This window comes from Bacillus sp. JJ1127 (assembly GCF_036965845.1).
Classification (GTDB): domain Bacteria; phylum Bacillota; class Bacilli; order Bacillales; family Bacillaceae_G; genus Bacillus_A.
In genome coordinates, this window is the sequence record NZ_JBALQK010000181.1 from 1 (window position 1) to 19,882 (window position 19,882).

Annotated in this window: 18 protein-coding genes, 1 pseudogene and 1 riboswitch; of the genes and pseudogenes, 8 read left to right on the plus strand and 11 right to left on the minus strand. The window is 34.4% G+C overall.

Translation table 11 applies throughout. From position 1 onward, the window contains the following. Window positions 1-32 precede the first annotated feature (32 nt). Window positions 33-270: pseudogene (locus V7183_RS17720) on the plus strand (YflJ family protein). A gap of 102 nt (window positions 271-372) precedes the next feature. Here V7183_RS17720 and V7183_RS17725 read toward each other — a convergent pair. Then, window positions 373-1,284, minus strand: a complete 912-nt coding sequence (locus V7183_RS17725; RefSeq protein WP_335360319.1) for a sigma factor regulator N-terminal domain-containing protein — start codon at window positions 1,282-1,284, stop codon at window positions 373-375. After that, window positions 1,269-1,775 (minus strand): RNA polymerase sigma factor, encoded by a 507-nt coding sequence (locus tag V7183_RS17730; RefSeq protein ID WP_335360320.1) that lies wholly within the window; start codon window positions 1,773-1,775, stop codon window positions 1,269-1,271. Before V7183_RS17730 ends, V7183_RS17725 begins: the two co-directional genes overlap by 16 nt. 433 nt (window positions 1,776-2,208) lie before the next feature. On the opposite strand from V7183_RS17730, the gene V7183_RS17735 reads away from it, so the two are divergent. Both V7183_RS17735 and V7183_RS17740 read left to right on the plus strand, forming a co-directional pair. Next, on the plus strand, window positions 2,209-2,391 hold the full coding sequence (locus tag V7183_RS17735; protein WP_335360321.1) for a hypothetical protein: 183 nt from the start codon (window positions 2,209-2,211) through the stop codon (window positions 2,389-2,391). A 536-nt stretch (window positions 2,392-2,927) separates the two neighbouring features. Next, window positions 2,928-4,406 (plus strand): Lsa family ABC-F type ribosomal protection protein, encoded by a 1,479-nt coding sequence (locus V7183_RS17740; protein ID WP_335360322.1) that lies wholly within the window; start codon window positions 2,928-2,930, stop codon window positions 4,404-4,406. Between the two features lie 221 nt (window positions 4,407-4,627). Here the strand turns inward: V7183_RS17740 and pgtP are convergent, their stop codons facing one another. Continuing rightward, window positions 4,628-5,992, minus strand: coding sequence for a phosphoglycerate transporter PgtP (gene pgtP / locus V7183_RS17745; protein WP_335360323.1), 1,365 nt, complete (start codon window positions 5,990-5,992; stop codon window positions 4,628-4,630). Window positions 5,993-6,706: 714 nt separating this feature from the next. Here pgtP and V7183_RS17750 point away from each other — a divergent pair. From V7183_RS17750 to V7183_RS17760, 3 genes are read left to right on the plus strand one after another with little or no spacing between them, the layout of a single operon-like run. Beyond that, window positions 6,707-7,597, plus strand: a complete 891-nt coding sequence (locus V7183_RS17750; protein WP_335360324.1) for a substrate-binding domain-containing protein — start codon at window positions 6,707-6,709, stop codon at window positions 7,595-7,597. Next, window positions 7,594-9,057: a sensor histidine kinase gene (locus V7183_RS17755; RefSeq protein WP_335360325.1), complete on the plus strand. Its 1,464-nt coding sequence runs from the start codon at window positions 7,594-7,596 to the stop codon at window positions 9,055-9,057. The genes V7183_RS17750 and V7183_RS17755 overlap by 4 nt, the downstream gene beginning before the upstream one ends. Continuing rightward, window positions 9,026-9,676, plus strand: a complete 651-nt coding sequence (locus tag V7183_RS17760) for a response regulator transcription factor (RefSeq protein WP_335360326.1) — start codon at window positions 9,026-9,028, stop codon at window positions 9,674-9,676. The genes V7183_RS17755 and V7183_RS17760 overlap by 32 nt, the downstream gene beginning before the upstream one ends. Before the next feature lie 213 nt (window positions 9,677-9,889). On the opposite strand, the gene V7183_RS17765 is transcribed toward V7183_RS17760, so the two are convergent. Genes V7183_RS17765 through V7183_RS17780 form a run of 4 tightly spaced genes read right to left on the minus strand, consistent with a single transcriptional unit; the run spans window position 9,890 to window position 12,659 of the window. Further along, a complete protein-coding gene (locus V7183_RS17765) occupies window positions 9,890-10,615 on the minus strand; it encodes a metallophosphoesterase family protein (protein WP_335360327.1) in 726 nt (241 codons plus the stop codon). Between the two features lie 43 nt (window positions 10,616-10,658). After that, the gene (locus V7183_RS17770; RefSeq protein WP_335360328.1) at window positions 10,659-11,345 is read right to left on the minus strand and encodes an MBL fold metallo-hydrolase; all 687 of its coding nucleotides are present in this window, start codon (window positions 11,343-11,345) and stop codon (window positions 10,659-10,661) included. Window positions 11,346-11,362: 17 nt separating this feature from the next. After that, window positions 11,363-11,743, minus strand: coding sequence for a VOC family protein (locus tag V7183_RS17775; RefSeq protein ID WP_335360329.1), 381 nt, complete (start codon window positions 11,741-11,743; stop codon window positions 11,363-11,365). 52 nt (window positions 11,744-11,795) lie between these two features. Next, the gene (locus V7183_RS17780; protein WP_335360330.1) at window positions 11,796-12,659 is read right to left on the minus strand and encodes a helix-turn-helix domain-containing protein; all 864 of its coding nucleotides are present in this window, start codon (window positions 12,657-12,659) and stop codon (window positions 11,796-11,798) included. A gap of 256 nt (window positions 12,660-12,915) precedes the next feature. Between V7183_RS17780 and V7183_RS17785 the strand changes: the two genes are divergently transcribed. Further along, a complete protein-coding gene (locus V7183_RS17785) occupies window positions 12,916-13,206 on the plus strand; it encodes a hypothetical protein (protein WP_335360331.1) in 291 nt (96 codons plus the stop codon). Between the two features lie 347 nt (window positions 13,207-13,553). On the opposite strand, the gene V7183_RS17790 is transcribed toward V7183_RS17785, so the two are convergent. From V7183_RS17790 to V7183_RS17805, 4 genes are all read right to left on the minus strand, one after another. Continuing rightward, window positions 13,554-13,829: a hypothetical protein gene (locus V7183_RS17790; RefSeq protein ID WP_335360332.1), complete on the minus strand. Its 276-nt coding sequence runs from the start codon at window positions 13,827-13,829 to the stop codon at window positions 13,554-13,556. 332 nt (window positions 13,830-14,161) lie between these two features. Further along, window positions 14,162-15,154, minus strand: a complete 993-nt coding sequence (locus V7183_RS17795; protein ID WP_438825180.1) for an HD domain-containing protein — start codon at window positions 15,152-15,154, stop codon at window positions 14,162-14,164. Window positions 15,155-15,557: 403 nt separating this feature from the next. Beyond that, entirely contained in the window at window positions 15,558-15,875 is a 318-nt protein-coding gene (locus tag V7183_RS17800; RefSeq protein ID WP_335360333.1) for a DUF4870 domain-containing protein, read from the minus strand. Window positions 15,876-16,198: 323 nt separating this feature from the next. Continuing rightward, window positions 16,199-18,577, minus strand: a complete 2,379-nt coding sequence (locus tag V7183_RS17805) for a discoidin domain-containing protein (RefSeq protein WP_335360334.1) — start codon at window positions 18,575-18,577, stop codon at window positions 16,199-16,201. Window positions 18,578-18,700: 123 nt separating this feature from the next. Next, window positions 18,701-18,790: riboswitch (cyclic di-GMP riboswitch) on the minus strand. A 347-nt stretch (window positions 18,791-19,137) separates the two neighbouring features. Between V7183_RS17805 and V7183_RS17810 the strand changes: the two genes are divergently transcribed. Beyond that, window positions 19,138-19,590 carry an AraC family transcriptional regulator gene (locus V7183_RS17810; protein WP_335360335.1) on the plus strand — a complete coding sequence of 151 codons (453 nt, stop codon included), beginning with the start codon at window positions 19,138-19,140 and terminating at the stop codon, window positions 19,588-19,590. Window positions 19,591-19,882: the final 292 nt, after the last annotated feature.

A 19,882-nucleotide genomic window follows, 5' to 3' on the forward strand; every position in this document is an offset into this window, starting at 1 on the left:
TAGCTTAAATACCTTTCAAATTTCTTGCGTAAATGTTACAAAAGTCTTTCGTAAATTCTTTCCTCAAAACGAAAGTTATAAATTCCCAAACATATACTGTTTAAAAGCAAAAAAGGAAGTGATTCCATGTACTACGGAACAAAAGGATGGTATGTAGCTGAACTGAAAAAGTTAGGAATTCGTTATTATGAAGGGCGAAAACTCGAGAGTTACCGGGGGCACGTTTTACGTAATTTATTAGCTGAGCAGCAGGAAAAAATGAAAGATTAGTATGTTCACGAATCATAAAGTTGTTTAAAAATACGGTATGGAATTGGATTTCCATACCGTATTTCACAAAAGAGACCAAATATTCACCTGGTCTCTTGCTTATTATTTCTTTGGTTTAATATAAGGGACGATTTGAGCAGTAGCCCCTACAGAGGCACCGCGAATAAAATCTTGATTTTCTAAAGCTTTAAAGTTTTGTGTTTGACCAGTCAGCATTACCCCTAAAATTTTCACTTCATCAAACTGTTTATTTTTATTTACATTTAAAAACTTCTGGATTGTTTCCTCATTGCCATTTTCGTCGAATTGTTTAAGTGAATCAATAAATTCATTGTACGCCTCTTTCGGTGAGTTTGATGGATCAAATCCATAAACTTGTGCACGAACAGGTCCCTTGCTTTCATCTAAAATTGGTGATGTCATATACAACCATACGATGTTTAAATTATCGGGAATTTTCGCTTGAATTTCTTGTAATGTATAAGGTCGATCGAAAGAAATCGCAACTTCCGCAACGTAATTTTCCATTTGTGAAATGGCCCCTAAATCATTTCGCACACCACCATGGTATTTTTTAATAGACGGATTATAAAATGTTGCGACTTTATTCTTTGTTTGTTTATCATATTGATAGAATTCCGTACCGTACCAATGGGATCCCGGTATTAACTCGTTGTGATCAATATTAGTGCGAAACCAATCATACGAACTTGTGAGTGTGCTCCATTGTACTAAATAGCCATTAATATTTTTAGAACGATTCGTTACAATATTGCCTCCAAACATAGAGGTGTTACTCGTAACTTGAGAATCGATTTGAATATTAGGTTCAGCAATTTTATTATGTAAAAAGAGCCGTTCATGAAGTTTTGTAGAACCTTTCGCCGCGAAGTAATTCCCGGTTTTATAAATGACCGGTAATAGAATAATGACAACGATAATTGAAGTAATAACAATTTTTAGTAATTGTTTTCGCTTCGCTTTTTTTAAAGCATCTTTTAACGAAGTGTCCATAAATGTTTTCCTCCTATCTTTGAGTGAATGGATTTACGTGCACGAAATAATTTTTGCTTTACACTACTTACTTTAATGTCCAAAATAGCCGCAATTTCTTCATATGAAAAATCATAGTAATACTTTAAAAAGAAAACTTCTTTATATTCTTTTTTGACGTCTTTTAATAAATGAAAAATCTCATCCTTATTTAAAATGGCATCAAATTCACGGTCTGTATGTTGGAGCTTTGAATGAATTTCCTCGGTTAAGTAAATATTCTGCTGCTCCTTTTTTCTTTTCAGGTCAATATATTCATTGAGTGCTACTCTAAAAAACCACGGACGTATATTGCTCTCTGTTAGATCATCCAATAGTGTATATACTTTGTAAAAAGTATTTTGAATTATATCTTCAGCATCTTCTTTTTTGGCCCCTTTCACCAGTAATAGATTGAACACTTCCTCCCCTAAATTGATAAGATAGGAGGAAAGTATATTTTCTTTTTTCATCATTTGTCCTCCCTATACTTATACAACGAATAAGTAATAATAAATGTATACACTTACATGAAAAGTTTTTTGGGTGTTAACGGAGGCTATGTCCGAAATTAAATAACTTTATTATCACTGCACACAGTAACCTATTATTAATCAACTATTCGATCCCGGACTGATTATCCCCTTAAAGCAAAGGATTTTCTTGTTTGCTTTAAGGGGATTTTCTTATGGAGAAAAGAAAAATGTTAAAGTGGATATTATCAATAAGGAGTTAAATGATGGATGAATTTTGTTCCGTTATGGAACGATATACATATTATGTATGAAAGGAGATGGATTTCTGTTGTATACATATAGCTTATACGATTCTGGGGATTCTTTTAGTATCAGTAAGTCTTATCATATCAAATGTAAAATTCCTCCACACAGATTTAGGGCGATTATGATGGAGTTTCGCCGTAATAAGGACGTAGGAGAAAGTATTAAAGAATTTATCGCATTCATGAAACAGGAATTTGGTGAAGAATTCGAACTGTTTGAGTATGACGATATTGTACAGTACGATGCCGACCAAGAGAATAGCATGATACTAGCAAACCTGCTGGATCAGGCAGATAAACATGTATGACAAAAAGAAGGAATGCACATTGTTGATTCTAAAGAAGTAGCTAGCAGTAATTTGAGGCGAAGATGATTGTGATATTGCATTCCATAAAAAAGAATGTTACCCTAAAAATAGAATTATGAGAGGACTGATGGATGAATAATGATTAACTAATCTATATTTTAATTTGAAATTAATAACTTCAAACTACAAAATATAAGGGTTAGTCTATCCATTTTTATAAATCAGTTCATACTTTATTTGTCATGATTCCCATGATTAATAAGAACTTATTAAGTATAAGTGAACTACTAATCCTTCCGATTACAAATTGGGGGGATTTTTTTATTCTCTTAATAGGTAAGTTCATATTTATTAATCCGTAACTGTAACCTAACAAATAAAGGAGAGAGAAAAATGAGTAATTCAGACACTATTGTTACACATGTAATGCTCTATATAAGTCGTTAATATCCATCAAACTTATATAGAGGAATTAAAAAATTGATGGATATTCCGACTTTATATGAAAGGTTTTGATATATAAAGGAGGAATTATTATGTCAATGATAAAAGTTCAAGACTTAACTTTTTCATATCCAAGTAGCTTTGATAATATTTTTGAAGGTGTAAACTTTCAAATCGATACGGATTGGAAACTAGGGTTTATTGGTAGAAACGGACGAGGTAAAACGACATTCTTTAATTTATTATTAGGTAATTATGAGTATAGTGGGAAAATCACTTCTTCGGTGGAATTTAATTATTTCCCTTACCCAGTTTCGGATAAGAACAAGTTCACTTATGAAATTCTTGAAGAAATTTGTCCCCAAGCAGAAGATTGGGAATTTCTGCGTGAAATATCCTATTTAAATGTTGATGCCGAGGCCATGTATCGACCATTTAAAACATTATCAAATGGAGAACAAACAAAGGTGTTGCTTGCTGCACTGTTTTTGAATGAGGGTCAATTTCTATTAATTGATGAGCCAACAAATCATCTAGACACTGATGCACGAAAGATGGTCTCTGATTATCTAAGGAAGAAAAAAGGGTTTATTTTGATTTCACATGACAGAATCTTTTTAGATGGATGCGTTGACCATATCTTATCTATAAATAGAGCAAATATTGAAGTTCAAAGTGGTAACTATTCTTCTTGGAAGTTAAATTTTGATAGACAGCAGGAACACGAAGAGGCTACAAATGAGCGTCTACAAAAAGACATAGGGAGATTAAAACAGTCTTCAAAGCGTTCAGCAGGTTGGTCTCATCAAGTGGAAGCTTCCAAAAATGGAACAAGGAATTCAGGATCTAAGTTAGATAAGGGTTTTGTAGGACATAAAGCGGCCAAGATGATGAAGAAAGCGAAGAACCTTGAATCACGGCAACAAAAAGCTATTGAAGAAAAGTCAAAATTACTAAAAAATGTGGAGAAAACTGAGTCGTTAAAATTAGAACAATTGAAATCTCAGTCAAATGAATTGGTTGTTTTGGCTGATGTGTCTGTTAAGTATGATGACCAAATAGTAAATGAACCAATTAGTTTCATAGTTGAACAAGGGGATCGAATTGTACTTGATGGAAAGAATGGAAGCGGGAAAAGTAGTATCCTAAAACTAATTCTGGGACATCCAATACAGCATACAGGCTCAGTTAATTTAGGCTCAGGACTCATCATTTCCTATGTCCAACAAGATACTTCTCATTTGAAGGGAGCGTTATCGGACTTTATTGAAGAGCACGAGATTGATGAGACGTTATTTAAATCCATCCTACGTAAGATGGATTTTGACCGAATTCAATTTGAGAAAGATATATCTCATTATTCTGGTGGACAAAAGAAAAAGCTGCTTATCGCTAAAAGTTTATGTGAAAAAGCTCATTTATATATATGGGATGAACCATTAAACTTTATTGATATTTATTCGCGTATGCAGATTGAAGAGCTTATTCAACAATTTAATCCCACAATGGTTATTGTTGAGCATGATAAGGCATTTCAACAAACAGTTGCAACAAAAACTATATCTATATAGTTCAAAGTGAATGATTGAAGATATAATCAGTAAATCAAGTCATTAAACGATAGGGCGCTTTAATGGAGTGATGAAAAAAGCCTAATTTCTCTACAATAAATTGAGAAATTAGGCTTTTTAATAGGAAAAGTAGGATACATATTAACAGAATGCACTCATAAATGGGAATATGATATAAGACCATAAGGTTTTCCTACTATTTTGGAGCCATGTTTAACGATTTAGGATTGGAGTCCATGTTTTTTGTTGTATTCTAGCTCTTTTGCTCCTCGATGGGCCATTATACAGCATATGATGCAGCAAACAGTTGCTGCTAGTAATACATAGAAACCACCATTCCATCCTACCTTGTCGACCATTACTCCAAAGAGAGTAGTACCTAAAGATGCACCTAGAATGTAACTCATAAAACCTCGTAAACCAACTGCAGAGCCAACAGCGAAAGATGGAACTACCTCCATAGTTTGTACTGAAGCTAGAAACTGTGGAATGTAAATCAAGCATCCAATAATGGCGGCGAAGATAGTCACCCAATGTAAAGATGTGCTCTGCCAGTAACCAATGATACAGACAAGTATCATTGTCATAGCAATGATTGCTGGCGGCATGCGGCGCCCCTTGAATAATTTATCTGATAGATAACCAGCCAGAAGAGTAGAAGGAATAGCTGCCCATTCAAAGAATAAAAAGGCAACACTCATCTCTTCTTTAGTGAAATGTTTCACATGTAATAAATAAATAGGTAACCAGCTTATAATGCCGAAACGAACCATGTAAACGAAAACATCTACGAAGGAAACGAACCATGCATTTTTGTTAAATAAAACATAATTCTTGAAAATCTGCCAAGCACTCATGTCTGTTGGCGGTTTTGAATCAGCACTTTGTTTTGTTTCCGAATCGGATTCGTCTTTGACGATTTCGTTTAACAGAGGTAATCCCTCACTTACCGGTGAGCCTTTAATAAGAGTTAGTATTACTAGAGCAATAACAATGGCTATAGCAGCAGGAACTTGGTAGCTTGCCGCTTGCCAGTGATTGGAGCCTAACATAGCAAAACTCATACCAACGATAGGTGCTACAATACCCCCGCCTATATTGTGAGAAATATTCCATATGGCACCGACAGTTCCCCTTTCCTTACGAGGAAACCAGTTTGCAATAGTAATAAAGCTAGGCCCAACTCCCATTCCTTGAAAGAATCCATTGAAAACAACGAGAATTGCAAACATCCAAAATGCCGTGCTGAATCCCATCATAATATTGACCATAGCACACAGAAGCAAACCAAGCGCCATATAACTTTTAGGATTAGCTTTGTCGGCTAAACTACTCATCAAACCCTTACTAACTCCATAAGCGATAAGCATGCAACTGCTTAATAATCCTACTTCTGTAGCACTAAGGTTGAGATGTTCCTTCAAATAAGGAGTAGATAAGGCAAAGTTGTTACGTACTATATAGTAAGCTATGTAACCTAAGAACACCCCTAATAAAGATTGTAGCCGGAAAAGCTTATAGGTTTTTTGAACCTGATCTGGTACTATTTTTGTAGTAGCGATTTTAGGTTTCAAAAATGAGAACATACTATCTACCTCGATTCTTTACTTTGATTTACAGAAAAAACTTAGATTAGCATGAAATTTAGTATATAAATAGAATGCCAATTTGGTGGAGACGTTTTCAAAAATACTTGTGTTATATCATACCTCCTTTGTTACATTATCTTATATGCCAAATCGTTAAACTATCAGTAAATATCTGATTTTATGTAGGATAAAATAGTAGAGTCTGTCAGAATTTATCTTACAAGCAATATTCATGGCTATATAAATCTGTTTTCATTTTTTAGCATATAAGTCGTTGGTATGCAGAACAACATATGCTCCATACTCGCTTTCTCTCTTTGTTTTCTCCTTGTATGCTGCAAGAAAAGCCCCTAACCTCTTCTGTTCCTGTACGAATACTCCAAGCGAGCGTTTTTTATTTGTATTTACATACTTTCTGTCACAACTCTGACACGCAAAGTAGTATTGTATACACTCTTCCATAGATTTCGTGGATCGTCCTGAAGTAATATATAAATATAAACTTCAAAAACCCTGAATCAAGCAGGATTCAATTAGGGGATTTTCACATAATCCATACAGTGAAGCTTCCATAAGAGAGGGATCTTCATCTCACACTTATGGAAAGCTCTCACCAATCCCCACCTGTCTTCTTTGATTCTCTCTCAATATTGAGATGGGGAGCCTAAGAATACGGGGATAAATTCCTCGCCTGTAAGAATGGAGGAAAGTATGACAAATTGGTTGAGGCTTTTTTTTATATTGTTTATTACTTTACTTGTAGTAGGATGTCAGCATGAGCGTTCAAGCCCTCAAATTGTTTTCTCCGAATCTGACACCACGCCTATTCGTTCACAAGATGACAAGCCCTCTCCTGTACGAATCGCGATTTCAAGTGTGTTATCAAAGGCTGATACAATTATGTACTATAGGAAAATCGCTAACTATATTGGAGAGAAGCTCCATAGACCTGTAATTCTCATTCAGCGCAAGAGTTATAATGAGATTAGTATGTTGATGATGAATGGCGGTGCTGATATAGCCATACTTTCAACAGGAGCATATATTACCTACAGACACGTTGAAGGACTGGAAGCCATTGCCATGCAAGAGAGAATGGGAGTTCCCTATTATTATGGTTATGTTGTCGTACACCACAAAAATGAACTATCCAGTATACAGGATTTAAGGGGGAAAAACGTTGCTTTTAGCGATCCAAGCAGTTATTCTGGATATATTTTTGTGCGGAAAAAATTAGCTGAATTAAGTGAAACACCAGAGCATTTCTTTAGTCATTATGTTTTTACATATAATCATGAAAGCTCCCTAAGTGCTGTGATAAATGGGGTTGTTGATGCTGCAGCTGTTGATAGCTTAGTCTTTGAGCGTACCAAACTTAAAAATCCAGAACTGATTAAGGATTTAAAAATTATTGCAAAAACGGAACCGATTGGTACCGGTCCTGTTGTCATCAACAGTAATTTACCTGATGAAGAGAAGCGAATTATCAAAGAAAGTTTCATTTCTATGCACGAACAAGAAATAATAAAACCAGCGTTTCAGGGACTGTTTATTGATCGTTTTGTCCCATTTGAACCAAAGTTATATGAGGGTCACTTATGAAATGGATGAATAAATTACAAATAAATCAAAAGATATTTGGAGCTATATTCGTTTCGCTACTCTTTCTCGCTCTAGTATTGGGAGGTATCATTTGGGAATCACTCACAAAAATCATGACAGAGGACCTAAAAAAACGTGGTGTAAATATTGCCGAAAATATTGCGGCATTGTCCTCGGATTACATTTTGACTGACGATTACTATTCGATTCATCTTCTCATTACCCGGGCACAGGAAGCTAACAAAGATGTGCGTTATATACTGGTCATTAACAATAATAATGTCCTTGTCGGAAATACATTCTCCAAACACCTACCGAAAGGAATATTAAACGCACATAAGCCTAATGATATCAATGCTGAAAATTACGCTATCCTAACTTCAGATGAAGGAAACATCCATGACATACTTGTTCCAATTGAAGAAGGAGATGTAGGATTTGTTAGAGTTGGAATGGCAGAAAAACAGGCGAAAAGCTATATTTTTACTAAAATAATAGAATTGGTTGTTGCTACATTTTTGGTCTGTATGGGAGCGGCAGGTATAGCTTATTATGTGACTCGCATTATTACTCGACCAATTAACAGTTTAGTTGATACAGCAGCAGGCATATCAGCTGGTAATTTATCCTTAAGAGCTAAAGCAATAGGTGACGATGAAGTTGGAAAACTAGCGCGGGCTTTTAATGAAATGGCTGACAATCTGATTAGTTCTAGGACTGCAGTAGAAAAATTATTGAAGGAACTTCAAGAAAAGGATGCTCTTCGAGATACGTTGATTTTGAAACTATTATCCGCTCATGAGGAGGAGAGAAAAAGAATTTCTCGTGAACTTCATGATGAAACAAGCCAAGCCCTTACTTTTCTAATGGTTACAATGCGTATTTTGGCTAATGAAGCTAAAGATGCCGAGCAACAGGAGCTACTTAATGTAAGTCGAGAGACTGCGGCCGGTATTTTACGAGAAATTAGAGATTTAGCGGTAGAGTTAAGACCACCTATCCTTGATGATATAGGTTTAATTCCCGCATTAAGAAAATACGTAAGAAAATTTGAAGAAAAATTTGCTCTTACGGTAATTCTACATGCTCCTGATGATGACGTTGCTGCCATAGATAGTCATACTGCTGTAGCACTATACCGAATCATTCAAGAAAGCCTTACCAATGTAGTGAAACATACAGTAGCGACTGAGATTGTGATTAACATGGAGATAAGGGATTATTCTATCGAGTTGAACATTCATGATAATGGTCAAGGTATAAATGAGAACGATTTTGAAAAAGCTCGCCAGCAAAATCGAATCGGAATATATGGAATGAAGGAAAGAGCAGAATTACTAGGTGGTTCATTTTTTATTAGAACTCACAATATCGGTGGGACTGAAGTTATGGTGTCGATCCCATTAAAACGGAGAGAAGGGGGTCAAGATGGAAAAGACAATCAACATAATGCTAGTTGATGACCACGCTTTGATGAGAGCGGGTTTAAAACTACTATTACAAAAAAGACCATCCTTAAAAGTTGTAGGTGAAGCCTCTGATGGATTTGAAGCACTCCGACTTTACGACAATTTAAGGCCCGATATTCTAATATTAGATATATCTTTGCCACGCGTAGATGGAATTCAGGTTCTAACAGAGATTAAATTACGTTATGAACAAGCGAAAGTCATCGTGCTTACCATGCATGAAGATGAGGACTATATAACATTAATCATGAACGCGGGAGCTTCAGGTTACGTCCCTAAAGCAGCTGTAGATGAGGAATTATATAATGCTATTGATTCTGTTATGGATGGGTATATATACCTTCGCCCAAAGGAAATTTCAACTATGCTAAAAAAAATGCAAAACGAAACAGATTCTCAAAATCCGTATGTAATTTTAAGTCCACGTGAACGAGAGGTATTGCAACTTCTTGTTCACGGTTTTTCACTGTCTGAAATTGCTCAAAAATTAACTATCAGTATAAAAACGGTTGATACTCATAAGACGAGAATGTTGAACAAACTTAATCTTTCTAAAAAAAGTGAACTTGTTCAATATGCCATAAAGTATAATTTAATAAATATGATATAACGGGATAATGTTTGTTATAAAGTGAAACTTCCATCAGTGGCTTTTTTTGTATAGAGAGAATAAGTCGATTCATTTTTACCTAAAATAGCTAGAGCCTTACTACATTTCGTTTTTAGTAAGGCTTTTTAAAGTTGTTTACATTTCAATCAATCGCATCATAATTATTTAAAAAATAGATAACGAAATTGTTTAATTCGATTGTCACATCTTCTTTTAAATTCTTCCTGTTTTCAGTGCTCTAGCCCAATCTAAGCGACCGTTTTTTTCACTTTTTTTAATTGCTCCATCTCGATTATAAGGAATATGTAATTGCTCTATCATCCAATCATTTTCTTGTTTTGTAACAATTGTATAATTAGCGAATGGTGAACCTGATTCCATTTTATGATAGATTGGTAATTCATCTTCATAAGCCGGTAGCCCAACACTTCCTGGATTAATAATTATTTTATCATTTGGAAGATAAATGACTCTTGGTATATGTGTATGTGCACAAAAAATAAGTCTTTGCGAGATACCACTTACTAATTTCATAATATCCTCTGTCTTTTTAAGCACTGCCCCACTAGCGTTCATTTCCTCTAACAAATATATTTCATCACTTGTCGATGTTCCGTGACAAAAATAGAAATCATCTGTTTGTAAGAAATTAGGTAAATTAGAAATCCACGTTTTGTGCTCATCCTTTAATAAATTCTGTACATATTGAACTGTTAAATTAGACGTATTAGGCTCTAATAAAATTCGTTCGCAATTCCCTTTAATACTTTGAACATTTTGGTTCATTAAAAGATCATAGGTTTCCAATGGAAATAAAGGACCATATAAGCTATCCCCTAAATTATAAATAGACTGAATCCCTCGGTTATTAATATCTGTTAGTACAGCTTGTAAGGCATCTTTATTTCCATGAATGTCAGCAATTATTGCCATTTTCATACCAATTACCCCTTCGGAATCTTTAGTTTCACGTTTACTTCATTTATAAAGTTAATTTCCCACCATGATAACAATAGTACGTTTCAGCTTTCAGATTCTTAATCTTTTCTAAAGACTGTTCTGCTTCCTCAGCATTTAAACAAAAATGTGGATTCGCAATGACCAAGTCATGGTTCTCATTAACAGCTGCATCACCTGTGATTACACTTTTTAAACTGGGAAAATATAATGAAATATGTCCTGAAGTATGCCCTGGTGTTGCTACTACTCTACATTTGTTACCTAAAATCATATCACCATCATGCACCTTTTCATCAATTGAAACATGCTTCAAATTCTTTAATTGCTGTATGAACCATTTACCAAATTCGATTTCTTCATTTGACATATTTCCTAGCATTTCTTCCGCTTGAACCAATCTTTCTGACTTCATTTCACCACTAATGTACTTTGATTCCACTTCACTAGCTATAATGTTAATCCAAGGATACTTTTCTTTGAAATCATATAAAGAACCTATATGATCATCATCATAGTGAGTAATGATTATATTCTTTAAATCCTTCACTTCATATCCATTTTTTAAAATTTCATTTTCAATTAAAGGTAAAAAATTTGTATACCCTGTATCGACCAATGTTAGTTCATTATTCAATATAATTAAACTTGGATAAATGTAATTTTTTTGTCCATTAAATTCAAATTCAATTGGTAGTTCTATTATCTTCATCTTTCTTCCTCCATTTTTTATTGAGCTTGTACTTCACTCATTAAAGCATGGGTATTCCCTTCTGTATCTTTGAAGAATGTCATCCATGTTTCTGTTTGTCCCATTTTCGCTACAATATGTGGTTCATCAATAAAAACAATTCCCTTGCTTAATAGTTCCCCATAAGTCTCTTTCATTTTTTCAACCTGAAAATAAATGACTGAACTAGATTGAGCAAATTCCTCTTTTTCTGGAAGACTTAAAAAGAGACGCAACCCGTTACATTCAAAGAATGCCATGCTGTCAGTATGAAATAGAAGCGATAACCCAAGTTTTTCTTTATAAAAATTAATTGCTTTATTTAAATCTTTAACTGGTACCCCAATTTGTCCGACTTTCTGAATCAAAGTAGCTTCCACTAAGAACCTCCCCTTTCAAATATCATTTCATTCTAAGAATATACGATTACACCTAGTATTTCTTATCCAAAATCACCTTTTTTCGAAATTCAATAGGAGACACCCCAACATGCTGCTTAAACATTTTGCTAAAAGATACGGGGTTTTGTAATCCCAACTCAAATGTTATATCAGTCATATTGAAATCTAATTTTGCTAAAAGCTTCTTCGCTTTTAGAATTCTAAACTCAGATATATGCTGATGAGGTGTTTTTCCATATATTTGTGAGTATGTTCGTAACAAATGATTGGGCGACAAACAAGCAATTTGGGCAATTTCATTCAATTTAATCGGTTTATCATAATAAGATCTTATATAATCATGGGCGATACTAATCCTTCTATACAATTCTTCTCTTGTAGAATTACGTATTGCACTTAATGATTCGACTTCTTTCCATGTATTGAAATGTTCCATTAGTATAATTTGCATGAACTTGTGAAATTGTTCTTCATAACCAATTGGATCATTCTCAAGAATAGGTAAGTTTTCCTTAAATTTTGTTATTTGAGACAACAAGGTTTTACTTGTATCATAAGTTTTTTCAAAGAATCCGATGCAACTCTTATCCTTAAAAGGATCGCCAAGAAGTTTATCGTTTGATTCTCTTAGTGAGTGAAAAATTTCCTCTGCAAATCCATCCTTAAAAAAGATACAAAAAGATTCTACTTCCTTATTTTCATCAATTGAAATGGTATAAGACCCTTCATTAAGGAGTAAATATCTACTTTCTTCGACAGCAAAAAAACCTTTACTCGTCTTGTAATGTGCTTTTCCGTTAGAAAATGTTTTAATCGATAATTGGCCGTTTCCCTCCCAATAAAACTGGTTACTTTTTGCATGTAAAACAAAATTGGTAGAATCTCTATCATTCATCATACCGTCTCCATGAGCATGTAATAATAACTGTCAGATAATTCAATTATACATAATAATAGGAGTTAAGCATAAAATCCTGTTACTTTTTATTCAACAATCAAGCGTGTTTGCTGAATAAGATAAAGTTTATGGTGTCTTAACATAAAAATTTTGAATCACTCTTAATTCAACTAACGGGCAGTTCGCCTTAACGGAGAATTGGTTTTTGTGATAAAATATTGAATATTCAAAAAATAACCAAGGGAGTTACAAAATGAAATCTAATAAGAAGGTATCTGAAATAATAGATTCAGTAGGAAACTATGAAGATGGATTCGAAGATATAATAGAATTATCCATGGGATGTAAATTCTCTAACTGCACTCATACAACCGAACCTAACTGTGCGGTTAAAAAAGCAATTTCTGAAGGCATTCTCTTAGATGAAAGATTTAATAACTATTATAGATTTATAAACGAGGCAAAATATGTTTCTGAGCAAAAGAATAAAACTAAGGCTATTGATTATATGAAACAACTGAAACTTTTTCAAAATCGTAGTTAAGAACATACTGGATCGCATAAGGTAACGGCTATCCAACTAAACAAATTAGAGCATTTCCCTATATAACTAACGCATGCGATAGCTCCATAAGATATTTTAAAGTCGGTTTCCCAATTTGAAAGTCGGCTTTTTTTGTTTTTCTATAACAAAAAGTGTAATAACTTAGCAGTAAGTAGTTCAGTTATTGTGGAGAAAATCTAAAATAACGAGCTAAATAACATATTAATTCACATGTTAATTTGCATAGTAAATAACACGCAAGAAAACTCAAAGTCCCTATGTAACTCTGAGCTTTACTTTTGTATGAGGCTTATTCAATTAAAGCCCCGTTAGTGAATTAATTATTTTCAGAAGAAATATTTAATACTCTGAGAAAATAAAACATAAAAAGCAAAAATTGCTAAAACCAAATCAATTAATGCTAACTTCTTATTTCCTTCTTTTAAACTTATGGTAAAACCATAAATACTTCTAACCATCCAAAAAGCCATCAAAAATAACCAACCAAAGTGGTCATTTGTATAGTTTTCATCAAAAAACATTTGGAATGCACCTAAGATTAATAAAATAAGTATGATATTAGTTCCAACCCTTAAAGCCCTATTTGATTTATTATTTTTCAATTTATCATCCTCAAATCAACAATCCCTCTTAAACTATCCTGCTTTTTAGCAGAACAAAGACAATTTTGCTTCTCATTATATTTTAACATAAACTACCTAATTCTTCCATTTACTTTTTAACACCTCGAGTGACAACCAAAATAACGAAGTGACAATAGTTGTGGTCATTTCATTAATTGGTATGCAATTTCACTTGTTAATTCAACAGTGAAAACAGGATAAACCTTTACATATCAACAAAAAAATCCTCAAGTAATAAAAATAAACACTTCACTTTTCCTAGATTAAACAGTGAAGTGCTTATTTAAGTTATTAACTAGTATTTAATTCACTCATGACTGAGAGCAAACTTTTATATATACGCCTCTTTCTATCGTTTGCTTTGCTTGTTCCGTCAACGTCTTGGTACTAGCCGACAAGTTAGATACGGGAACGAGTTGACTTGAGACGATAACAAGCGGATCGATCAGGCGCTGTTTTGTTGTTTGATGAACGTCATAACAAGATTGAGTCCCTTTCTCTACTTTGCTGTTACAAAGCGTATGCAGCATAGCTGCAATGCTGCTATCACCAGAGTCCTTTAACAAGCGAATTACATCCTCATCTTCTTTCAGAAAATCTTCTATAGACAGCACATTTTTTTGCAAAGCAAGTCTTAATGTTTTTGCAAGCTGATCATTCCCAAACATATTAAGCGGGTCCATGAGAAGCCCAATGACCTCTTTATAGTATGTGCTCACAAACCATTCCGCCGCTGATTGATCGCTGCAAACTATTTGTCCGTCAAAAGCCACAAGCTGGTCCAAAAAACAATGCGCCTCTTGTAGTGTTATATGACCATAAGCGTATAGGTCACGCAATGTATAATCAACACGATCCGCACATAATCGCGGAGCTGGCTGTTCCAGCAAAGTCCACTGGCTCTCATCAAGCAAGATACCCTCCCAGTCCAATCCAGCCTTCGCCAAAATGTCAGGAATTGACGATCGAGCAACGATCTGTTCATAAATCATTTCATGGTAATTTTCTTCTTTATGTCCAAGGACATAATCAATAACATGGGAAAATGCCGTATGCGAAACATCATGCAATAAAGCGGCCACTTGCTCTTCCAAGGAGCCTCCGAGTTTGTTTACAAGCATCATCGCGCCGATTGAATGGTCGTACCGTGTGTTGTTCCAATTTGGATTTACAAGATAGCTAGCACCACCTTGATAAATTCCTTTTAATCGTTGCACCGAATTGCTGCGAATAAGTTCTAACAGGACACCATCTATCTCAAATTCACCGTAGAGGGCATCGCTAAGCTTCAAAGTCATTGTCATTTTCCTTCTCCTTTCACCATACCTATCATGTCTTTAAGCCAAAACCGGTTGGCTAACTGCTTATCCTAGGTTAGTTTTACAGCCAATGTTAATCAGTACAAGAACAAATTCGCTCTTGTGCTCATTAACATCCACTGGAGAACAACATACTCTGTACCCCAATGCCTGCTGTATTTATCCTGGATAGCGCCTCATAATAAGATTACCATAATTAATGATGGATAGGAGTGAAGAAAAACGGCAAACCGGAAAGATTTCTGAAGGTTTATTAAAACGAATGCAAGGTGTTTGTCTTGTACAATATACAAATAATTAATAGTGATGAAAGAGGCTGCCCCGAAAGGTCGTTAAAAAACGACCTTTTGAGACAGCCTCTTAGAACTATAAGGTTAGTCTTTATACATTAAACTTCTTTTAACACCTTAATACCTTTTACTATATTCCAAATGAAATAGTAAATACTTAAGATAAAAGCAATAACAAACGTTCCGATTACGGCAATTCCAAGTGCATTTTCACCTAACGTACTAAATCCAACTGCTCCAGATATAGCAAGACCAATGATGAGTGTTACGCAAGGAATTAGATGTGTCCATAATGCTTTTTTCGCATGATATTTTACTTCTTCTTCTGCTACAAAGTAAATAATGATTGGTAATAGAAATGGTGCAAAGAAGATACTAAAGTAATTTAAAGAAGATAAGATATTATTTGCTTTCATGAGCTTCACCTCTTAAAAATTATTATGATTTCTTATATCCTTATTATCACATTGAAATAGTATATGAACTATCTAATAACCTTACGTTAAGATGACAGTTTTGTAAGATAGCCCATCCCATTTTCAAACGTATCCCGGCTGGACGAAAGTTCCGTTTGTTTCAACTCTTAAGTTGATAGCAATGTGGTGCTACCTCAAGTATTAGTATTTCCAAGTTTCGAAGATTCATTGCATGAATTCTCTAGTTTTTGCACCAGAACAAAAAAGAGACCGTAGCGAAAGTATAAAATACTTTTGCTACAATCCCATTCATCTTCCAACTACTAATTATATAATTTTATTTCTGAGGCTGAAGCAAATCCACTGTGTCCTGATACCACTTCAAGCTTCACATACTGAGCATCTACTTTACTGAAACTTGCATTCTTGGTAAGTTTATCATCTGCCCAAGTTCCAGTAGCAACCTTTGTAAAATTAACTCCATCTAGACTTGTGTATATATTATAACTAGTTATGTTACCATTAGAGTTACTGTCTTGTCTTGGAACATAAGCTAATTGTGATATGCTAGTAACTTCATTAAGCTTTATGGTAATGTATGGAGCCTTATCACTGCCATTCCATAACGTATGCCACATTGTTGCACCGTTTCCATCGATTGCATTTGCAGCACCATTATTAGCCGAAACTTCCTGACTTGAGACACCTGCAACTGATAAGTTTTTGTGCGGTATTAATCCTATTGCAGCAGTATCAGTAAACTTTAAGTTAACAGCATCACTTGCTGGATTTGAACCAACAGCAAATTTTCTAACTGTTAATGTAACATTTCCTGTTAAATCCGGTAAATTAGGAGCAACTGGATTATATTTTGTCCAATGTGAACCTTGGTCTATACTGAATTCCATCGTATCGTCTAGACCAAAAACTAAGTTCTCCTCATCATTTGAAGAAACATTAACTTTACCAGCTTTTCCAATTGGAATTAATAAAGGCTGCTCTGTTCCGATCACTCTTGTTAAAATGCCATCCGTTGAATTGATTGCTGAGATCTCTTCATTGCTCAGAAGCATATCATTGCTTGTAGTAGCTTTATACGTTTTTCCTCCATCAATACTGTATTCCGTATCGGGTTTAATTCCCATTAGTTTTCCTGCATTTGCTCCATCAAAACTAAAAGTAGCCAGGCCTAATCCTAAACTTGGCATTTGATCTTTAATTTTATTAGCTACTTGCTTTTGATTTACATCCGTTATTGCGTTAAATACATTTAATATATTTAACGTATACTGTTGAAGTTTTGCTCTATCATCTGTGTTCAGAACATGGCTTCTAATTTGAGTAAGAAGATCCATCATCGGTCTTGGCTCATTAGCAAAAGAAGAAATGATACTGCTGTTTAATTCTTGCCACTCAGCATCTGTTACATTTGGATTTTGTAACATAAGAGAAACGTAATCTTTCCATACTAAAACATTAGTTGGTAAAAGATTAGTAGCTATTTTATAAATTGCAATTTTCTTATCTGTTGAATTCATCACTTTCGCTAACCAGCGTAATCGCTCTGATTTATCTAGTTTTACTGGGGTACGTTCAGCATCTTCAAATAGTAAGATGTAAGATACTTGATTTCCCAAGCTATTATCTGACCAAGGAATAACAGTTACATCATGACGGCCCGATTCACCCCATCCCGATATATCATTTCCTAAATGCCAAGAAGATGGTTTGTCATTCCATATGAGTGCACAATGCCCAGGTTGTGTAACAGGCATAGCGGCCACACCAAAGGCTTGACTTACTTGTACACCAAACTTCGAAATATTACCGCATACCCCGCCAAATCTGTAAATGGAAGAAAGATTCCAACCTACACCGTAGAATGCATCATTCCCAGCTTGAATGCTAACTCCATCTTTGTTATTTGTTACATACTGAATCAAATATGCACTTGTTCCGATCTTATCTTGACTTTTAAGTTCTGGATGCTCCGTATTAATCATGTTTCTTGCCCAAGTTAAATCTTCTTCTGGTGACCAAGTATTCACTACTAATCTTAAATGCCAAACATCATATGTTCTAAAGACTGGAAGTAACTCATTATTTTGATCTGCTGTTTTATAATATTGGTACCTCGTTAATGGATCAATAGGTTTATTATTTGTCCAATATTTTATAGGTTCAGCATGAGCTAACGATGTAGCTATCGCTAATTTTAAATACAATCCTTCATGAGAATCTGCATCCGTATTCCAGATTGTATTCCATATCTCAAGTGCATTTACTGAATTCTTTGCAGTTGGACTGCCACCTTCAAGAAACGTACTCATTACCCCTGTATTTTTCATAACCCAATTAAGAAAACTCTGATGAGCAGCATCTTTTTTAGCGAATGTATCCATTGCTGCAGCACCTGTTTGTGATATGAATTGCCACTGAGCCAAAGCTGCTGCAAATACTGGGTCTGTAAGCTTACTTTTCAAATTCGCTTCAGTGAGTTCCCCAACCTTTTCATTTAAATATGTTGTAAGATAACTCAAATGATCTTCAAAATTACCATTTGCAATTGCCTGATCTGTCTTTTGTTTCAATGTTGTTTGAGTCAACGACACCGTTTCAGCTGAAACTTTTGTATAAGGAATCGTAACAAAACTCCCTGAAATAAGTGACATAGTTAATACTAAAGATAAAGTTCTTTTCAAAATAAGCCCCCCTATTTTTTGTTTTTAAACGATTACCTTTGTGTCTATCCCCCCTCATGTAAAATAATTCTAGGACCTGAAATGACCCTAAAATTTGTAAGATTCGCAATTCTTTTGACATTTTTCGACAACTGGCTGACATAGTGAGTGAAATACACCTTAGTCCCTATAGCTTTGTGTCATTAGCTTTCACTAATTTCGCCTTTACCAAGATGCATCTTTCAGTTTGAATATACCAAAAGTCCAATTATATTTATAGACTTTTATAATTAATGTAACTATTTTTTTAAAAATTTAATTAAGGCCCGACACGCATGCCAATCAAGCTACCATTTTGAAGTGCCCCCAAAACGAAAATTTCATCCTTTCATAGGTGTCCATGTGAATTAAGCTCATTTTTTTTCGTTTTGGGGTAATTCTGAATTCTTAAGTTGATGGCGATGTGACGGGACTCCTTAAATAAGAAAATTAACAATTTTAAAAATATATTTGATTATATTTTTAAATCATAATAGCATTCGAAGTGTAGCAAATATGAATAAAGAAAGGAAAGAGAAACTATGAATATGAAAGTCGAAACTCTTCCAAAATATCGCATTGCCTATGTACGCCAAGTTGGTCCATATGGTCCTGCTAACATGCAAGCAATGGAAAAGTTAAAGAAATGGGCTGAGGAGAAAGATCTTATTAAATCGGCAATAATACTTGGAATTCCACAAGATAACCCTGAAACAACACTTCCTGAAAATTGTAGATATGATGCTTGTATTGTGATTTCAAAAGATTATCAAATTGATGATTCAATTTGCGAAGGGGAACTTTCTAGTGGAAAGTATGCTATTTTCACAATCAAACATACAGCGGAAGATATTCAAAAAGCATGGGCTGAAATTTTCCCAGCTTTACACAACAATGGCTATCAAATTGACAACAAACCGATTTTAGAAAGATACACGAGTGAGATGATTAACAACCATTATTGTGAAATATGTATACCTGTAAAAGCGTTATAAAAGAAGAAACCATTATATATAAATACAAATTGAAGAACCAACATAAACCCTTTCTTTTTAGGTGGGAAAGAGCATCCAGCCATGCATAGAAGCGGTCAGATCCTCTTCCTGCCCCACGCCAAGTTAAAACAAAGAGAGAGAATGAGCGCAGGTCACTTTTTGTTCTTCATAGCCGCGACTTATATGTTGGAAAACCAAAATGGATATATATATACAAACAGCTCAAAAACTGTACAAATTTATTATTCAGCTTCAACTTATGAGTTGTAATTAAAAACTAAAAAGAAATGCT